This window comes from Streptomyces phytophilus, assembly GCF_013870535.1.
GTDB classification, from domain to species: domain Bacteria; phylum Actinomycetota; class Actinomycetes; order Streptomycetales; family Streptomycetaceae; genus Streptomyces; species Streptomyces phytophilus.
In genome coordinates this window covers 1-4,919 of sequence record NZ_JACBXC010000389.1, presented here as the reverse complement: position 1 = coordinate 4,919, position 4,919 = coordinate 1, and the positions used below count along the sequence as shown (strand labels likewise).

Below are 4,919 nucleotides of genomic sequence, written 5' to 3'. Positions count from 1 at the left end.
CGGCCGGAGAGGGCGGCGGGAGTACGCCGGCCCATCTGCTGCCCGGGCCGCGCGCCTCCCGGGCCGTCTCCCCGTCCGCCGTACCGCCCGCCTCGCCCCATCCCGTACGGGAGACCTCTCCGGAAGCAGGTGAGTGACCGATGAGCGTCCACACGACCGGCGCTGCCGTCGACGGCCGCCACTACGACGCGATCGTCGTGGGCAGCGGCTGGGCGGGCAGCCTCGTGGCCCGCCACCTGGGCAAGAAGAACTGGCGCGTGCTGGTGCTGGAGGCAGGCAACGGCGGCACCGACAACTGGGCGGGCTACCAGGACTCCGTACGCACCTTCTCCGCCGCCGTCGCCAAGGTGCCCAACTCCGCGTACCGGCCCAATCGCGCGGCCCCGTCCCCCGACGTCCTGGACCTGAGCCCCGGCGGCCCCGAGAAGCCCGACGGCTACCGCGCCGCCGGCCACTTCCTCCAGACCGGACCGCTGCCCTACGGCACCGACTACCTGCGCGCCCTCGGGGGCGCGGGCATGCACTGGCTGGGTGCCGTCCCCAGGATGTTCCCCGAGGACTTCTCGACGCGGACGGCGTACCACTACGGCCTGGACTGGCCGCTGGGCGCCGACGACCTGGAGCAGCACCTGCGCGACGCGGAGCACCTGCTCGGCACGGCGGGCGAAAGCCGTGAGCAGCACCGGCTCGGCACCGTGCCCGCGGACCACGAGTACCCGATGGAGCAGATCCCGCCGAGCTACCAGGACAAGGTCTTCCACAAGAAGCTCGACACCAGGACCGTCATCGACGAGGTCGCCGGGAACCGGGAGTACCGGCTCCAGGTGTACGGGCTGCCGCAGGCCCGCAACAGCACGCCCAACGCCGACTACCCGACCGGCGACGGCACCACCTTCAAGCCGCGCGGTGCGGTCGGTGTGCCCAACTTCGGCGAGCGCTGCGTGGGCAACGCGAGCTGCGTGCCCGTCTGCCCCGTACAGGCGAAGTCCTCGCCGCTCCGCCTCCAGCAGGACTTCACCGGCACGGTGCAGATCGCGACGCGCTGCGTCGTCAGCCGCGTGCTGCCGGGGCGCGGGAACACCGTGCGGGGTGTGGAGTTCCGCGAGTACGGCGATCCGGCGACGCCCGCGAGCCGGGCGTACCGCGCCGAGGCCGATGTCGTGGTGCTGGCCGCGCACGCCATCGAGAACGCGGTCCTGCTGCTCGCCTCGCACATGGCCAACAGCAGCGGCAACGTGGGCAAGCACCTCATGGACCACCCCACTCTGCTGGCCTGGGCCGAGACGCCGCCGGAGATGCCGATCGGCCCGTACCGGGGCCCGGGGCACACCTCGGGGCTGGAGTGCTTCCGTACCGCGGAGGGCCGCGGGAAGCGGGCGCCCTTCAGGGTCGAGATCGGCAACTGGGGCTGGGGCTGGGCCACGGGAGCCCCGATGAGCAGCGTGAGCGGAATGCTCGGCCTCGGCGGGGACGCCGACGGGGAGGTGAACCCCGACGGGCGCTACGGCCCCGCGCTGCGCAGCGCGCTGGGCTCGCACCTCAACCGGCAGGTGCAGCTCCAGATCGCCGTCGAGCAGCACGCCGACCCCGGCAACCGGGTCACCATCGATCCGAGCCGCCACCGCGACGCCATGGGCAACCCCCGCCCGATCATCCACTACGACCTGGCCAAGCACGTCAGGGACGGGATGTACGCCGCGCGGCTCGCCGCGCTGGAGATCTTCAAGCTGCTGGGGGCGACCGACCGCAGCTCGTACGGCGCGCACGCCGACGGCAGTTATCCGCTGGGACACTACCGCCACTCCCCCGACGGCGTGCTGAAGGAGCTGGACCTCGTGTACCACGGCGCGGGACACGGGGCCGGTACGCACGTCATGGGTGCACGGCAGGCCACATCCGTCGTCGACACCGACCAGCGCACCCACGACCACCCCAACCTGTTCGCCGTCGGCTGCGGCTCGATGCCGTCGATCGGCACCAGCAACCCGACGCTCACGATGGCGGCGCTGGCCCTGCGCAGCGCCGAGCGCATCCACCGCGACCTGGCCGAGCTGCACCAGCCGGTCACCGTCGCGGGCCCTCGCACCGCCCGCACCCAGGAGGTGGCGCAGTGACCACGATGTACGACCTGGCGGCCAAGGAGTACCGGCCGCCGAAGGACCTGCCCGAGCTGAAGACGTACCTCCAGGCCGCGGTGGAGATCGAGCACCTGACGATCCCCGTCTACATGTCGGGCCTGTACTCGATCGTGCCGGGCACCAACGCCTACGCGTGCGAGGTCATCCGCAGCGTCCTCCTGGAGGAGATGCTGCACATGACCCTCGCGGGCAACCTGCTGAACGCGGTCGGCGGCACCCCGGACATGGGCAAGCTCACCCGCGGATACCCGGCCCGGCTGCCCTTCGGCGACGCGAGCCTTCCGCCCATCGCGCTCCAGCACTTCTCGCCGGCCGCGCTGGAGACGTTCCTGCTCATCGAGCGCCCCCACTCCTTCGTACCGTCGGAGCCGGACGAGACCGGCTGGACCTCGATCGGACAGTTCTACGACGCGATCAGGCGCGGCGTCATCGCCCTGGAGGAGGCCGCCCGGAGCACGGGGCGGACCATCTTCACCGGCGATCCCGCGGAGCAGGTGGGGCCCGAGGACTTCTACAACTCCGGCGGCGAGTCCTTCCGCATCACCGATCTCAAGAGCGCCCTGCTCGCCATCGAGGTGATCAGCGAGCAGGGCGAGGGAGCCCAGGACACGATCTGGGACAGCGACGACAAGATCTTCGGCGAACAGCAGCAGGTGGCCCACTACTTCCGCTTCAACGAGATCTTCACGGGCCGCAGCTACGGACCCCACGACCTTCCGCGTACGCAGCCGAGCGGCCCGCTGATCGATGTCACCTGGCATGACGCGTACCGGATCGATCCGGAGGCGAAGGCGGCGCACTTCGCGCCGTACCCGGAGATCCGACGGGCGGTCGAGGACTTCAACGACACCTACGCCCGGCTGCTCGTGCTCTTCGAGAGAGTCTTCGACGGGAAGCCGCGCGAGATGGAGAAGGCGGTGCCGCTGATGCTGGAGCTGCGCGACCTCGCCCAGCGGATCTACCGGAATCCGCACCCCGACACGGACAACAAGCCGGGTCTGCACGCCAGCCCCACCTTCGAACTGGACGACTCCCGGCTCCGGCGGGCGAGGGAGTACGTCACCGGACTGCTCGCCACTCCCCCGGAGATCCCCGCCCAGACGGCCACGCGGCCGGCCGGTACGCAGAAGGAGGAACAGCACTCGTGAGCACCACGGCCAAGGATGTCGTTCGACCGGACAACACCGACTCGACAAAACCCGCAAAAATACCCTTCGCGGACATGAGGTCCGTACCCTGGCAGGGGTAATAGCCGCTTGGGCTCCTTGTTCTCACCTGCCCCGCTACAGGGGAGACCGCGGGTGGGCGAACGCGGGCGTCCCTGTCCCCCGGGGTTTCTCCCTTGATCTCCCAGCCCACCGCCCGGATGCAGCGCGCGCTCCTGGGCGCCGGCCATCTGGCCACCTTCGAACAGATGCCCCTCCTGGTCGCCCGGCACGCCGAGACCGCGGGCCTGCACCAGGCGAGGATCTTCGTGACCGACCTCCAGGGGGAAGTACTGCGGGAGGTGACCGGCCGCGGCTCCGACGCGGGCCAGGGCGGCCGGGAGTTTCGCATCATGACCACCGTGCCCGGGACCGCCTACATCGAGACCCGGCTGATCACGGTCCGGGCCGACGAGCAGGGCCGCTTCCGGCAGTGGATCCCCCTGCTGAACGGCGCCGAACGCCTCGGCGTTCTGAGCGTCGACACCGACCACAGCCACACCGCAGACCTGGAGGCGGTCCAGGACCTGACGTCTCTGGTATCCCTGCTTCTGGCGAGCAAACGAACCAACAGCGACGCCTACGCCCGGCTCATCCGGACCACGAGGATGACGGTGTCCGCGGAGATGCAATGGCCCATCATGCCGCCCCGGAGCTTCTCCAACGACCGGGTCACCCTCGCCGCGGCCATGGAACCCGCCTACACCGCCGCCGGAGACGCCTTCGACTACGGCATCGCAGGCGACATCACCTACCTGGCGATCCTGGACGCCATGGGCCACGACACCGCCGCCGGCCTGGCCGCCAACCTGGCCATGGCCGCCTTCCGCAACCAACGCCGCCAGGGCGCCACCCTGCCCGACACCTGCGCAGCCATCGAGAACCTGCTCATCACCCACTACACCCACACCCGCTACGCAACCGGCATCCTGGCCGAACTCGACATGGTCACGGGCATACTGACCTGGGTCAACTGCGGCCACCACCCCCCGGTCCTGGTCCGCGGCGGACGCTGGACATCAGAACTGACGTGCCCGCCCTCGCACCCCCTGGGCACCGACCTGGGCCTCCCCGTCGACGCATGCGAGGTACAACTGGAACCGGGAGACCGGGTTCTGCTCTACACCGACGGCATCACCGAAGCACGCGACACCGACGGCCACGAGTTCGGACGCGAACGCTTCGTCGACTTCGTCATCCGCCACCAGAGCGACGCGCTGCCCGTACCCGAAACGCTGCGCCGCCTCATCCACGCCGTCCTCGACTACCACGACGGAAAACTCGACGACGACGCAACCGTCCTGCTCTGCCAGTGGCACGGCAACACCGACCGCCTCCCCGACACCACCTATCCGCCCACCTGATCACCCCTACGGAGGGCGGTCTGTGTACCCCCGGGGCCCCACAGCAGAACCCCGGCCTTTTAGAACATACGAGTCGGGGGTGACGGCCACTCGTTCGGCCGTGAAGGGCCCGTTCCCGCTGCCAGACTCCCAGGAGGGAACGCGCCGGCGGGGCGTGGGCGAGGCGGGAGCGGCACAGGGTGGGCGTGACCGAGCACGGTGCGGCCGGCCGT

The 4,919-nt window shown here is 70.4% G+C and carries 3 protein-coding genes; all 3 read left to right on the top strand.

What is annotated here, in order from left to right:
- Window positions 1–140: 140 nt before the first annotated feature.
- The 3 genes from H5J30_RS17565 to H5J30_RS17555 all read left to right on the top strand — a co-directional run bounded on the left by H5J30_RS17565 (window position 141) and on the right by H5J30_RS17555 (window position 4,707).
- The gene (locus tag H5J30_RS17565; RefSeq protein ID WP_181788366.1) at window positions 141–2,114 is read left to right on the top strand and encodes a GMC oxidoreductase; all 1,974 of its coding nucleotides are present in this window, start codon (window positions 141–143) and stop codon (window positions 2,112–2,114) included.
- 5 nt (window positions 2,115–2,119) lie between these two features.
- Window positions 2,120–3,286: a ferritin-like domain-containing protein gene (locus tag H5J30_RS17560; RefSeq protein ID WP_220189029.1), complete on the top strand. Its 1,167-nt coding sequence runs from the start codon at window positions 2,120–2,122 to the stop codon at window positions 3,284–3,286.
- A gap of 218 nt (window positions 3,287–3,504) precedes the next feature.
- Window positions 3,505–4,707, top strand: a complete 1,203-nt coding sequence (locus H5J30_RS17555; RefSeq protein ID WP_181788367.1) for a PP2C family protein-serine/threonine phosphatase — start codon at window positions 3,505–3,507, stop codon at window positions 4,705–4,707.
- Window positions 4,708–4,919: the final 212 nt, after the last annotated feature.